The organism is Nocardioides pakistanensis (assembly GCF_054781215.1).
This window is the reverse complement of the sequence record NZ_BAAGUV010000097.1, coordinates 1-1,506: the sequence shown is the minus strand read 5'-3', so window position 1 is coordinate 1,506 and position 1,506 is coordinate 1. Positions and strand designations below refer to the sequence as shown.

The window sequence follows — 1,506 nt, the reverse complement described above, 5'->3', positions numbered from 1 at the left end:
GGGAAGATGTCGATTGCGACGTCCACACCGAACCGCTCAAGAAGGGCACCTCGTAAGTGAAAGCCTCTCACAGGCTTCGGCCTGTTTTCGATGATCCGAATCTGGTGTCGGCTGCGGGTCTGGTGCCGGCGCTGCGGTTGGCGGAGTCCGCCGGTCTGCATGACCTGCTCGAGGGGGTGACGGTGCCCTCGCCCAACGCGGGGGTGAAGACGGCGAGCGTGGTGGGCGGGATGCTTGCCGGCGCGGACTCCATCGACGACCTGGACGTGCTGCGTCACGGCGGCATGGACAGGTTGTTCGACGGTATTCGGGCGCCTTCGACGCTGGGCACGTTCCTGCGTTCGTTTACCCACGGCCATGTCCAGCAACTCGACAAGGTCAGCGCCGGGCTGCTGGCCGGGCTCACCGACCGGGTGCCCGGGCTGCTCGCCGGGGCCGATGGCGAGGGGATCGCTTTCCTCGACGTCGACGACACCGTTCGGGAGGTCCACGGCTACGCCAAGCAAGGTGCTGCGTTCGGTTACAGCAAGGTCCGCGGCCTCAACATCCAGCTCGCCACGATCTCGACTCCGATCGCGGCACCGGTGATCGCCCGTGCCCGGCTGCGCAAGGGCAACACGGCCTCGGCCACCGGGGCCGGCAGGCTGCTCGCTCAGACGATCACGACCGCACGCGCGGCCGGTGTAACCGGACAGATCATGTGCCGGGCGGACTCGGCCTACTACGGGTGGGCGTTCGTCGGGACCGCGATCCGGCACCAGGCGTGGTTCTCGGTCACCGCCCGGATGACCAAGACCGTGACCGCCGCGATCACCAGCATCGACGCGGACGCCTGGACGTCGATCTCCTACCCCAACGCGGTCTTCGACGAGGCCGAACAGCGGTGGATCTCGGATGCGGAGGTCGCCGAGGTCGCGTTCACCGCGTTCACCGGCCGCCGCAAGGCAGAGCACGTGTCGTGTCGATTGATCGTGCGCAGGGTCAAGCGACTCCAGCGGTTGGCATCCGATGGCAGCGAGCAAGGCGAGTTGTTCGCCACCTACCGCCACCACGCCTTCATCACCAACAGCACCCTGGGCATGGTGGAGGCCGATCAGCGGCACCGTGATCACGCGATCGTCGAGCAGGTCATCGCCGAGCTCAAGGACGGGCCACTCGCGCATCTGCCCAGCGGGAAGTACACCGCCAACGCAGCCTGGGTCGCCTGCGCGGTGATCGCCTTCAACCTCGCCCGCGCCACCGCAGCCGCGGCCGCGATGCACACCGCCCGATGGGCGACCCTGCGCACCCGGATCATCAACATCCCCGCCCGCATCGCCACCACCGGTCGCCGGCTCGTGCTGCACCTGCCAACCCACTGGCCCTGGGCGCCCGCATGGGAGGTGCTGTGGTCGACCGCGACCGACCCACCAAGCCCAGTCACGACCTGACCAACCAGCCGGCGACGGCACGACCCGAGGACCTCAAGTGGAAGAGCCGGCGCCGACCGGCGGGCCAGCCATGCCC

The 1,506-nt window shown here is 68.5% G+C and carries 1 protein-coding gene; it reads left to right on the top strand.

Annotated elements, in window-relative coordinates; genetic code table 11:
• The first annotated feature begins 56 nt into the window (after positions 1 to 56).
• Positions 57 to 1,430, top strand: coding sequence for an IS1380 family transposase (locus ACYVIH_RS22960; RefSeq protein ID WP_460871865.1), 1,374 nt, complete (start codon positions 57 to 59; stop codon positions 1,428 to 1,430).
• Positions 1,431 to 1,506: the final 76 nt, after the last annotated feature.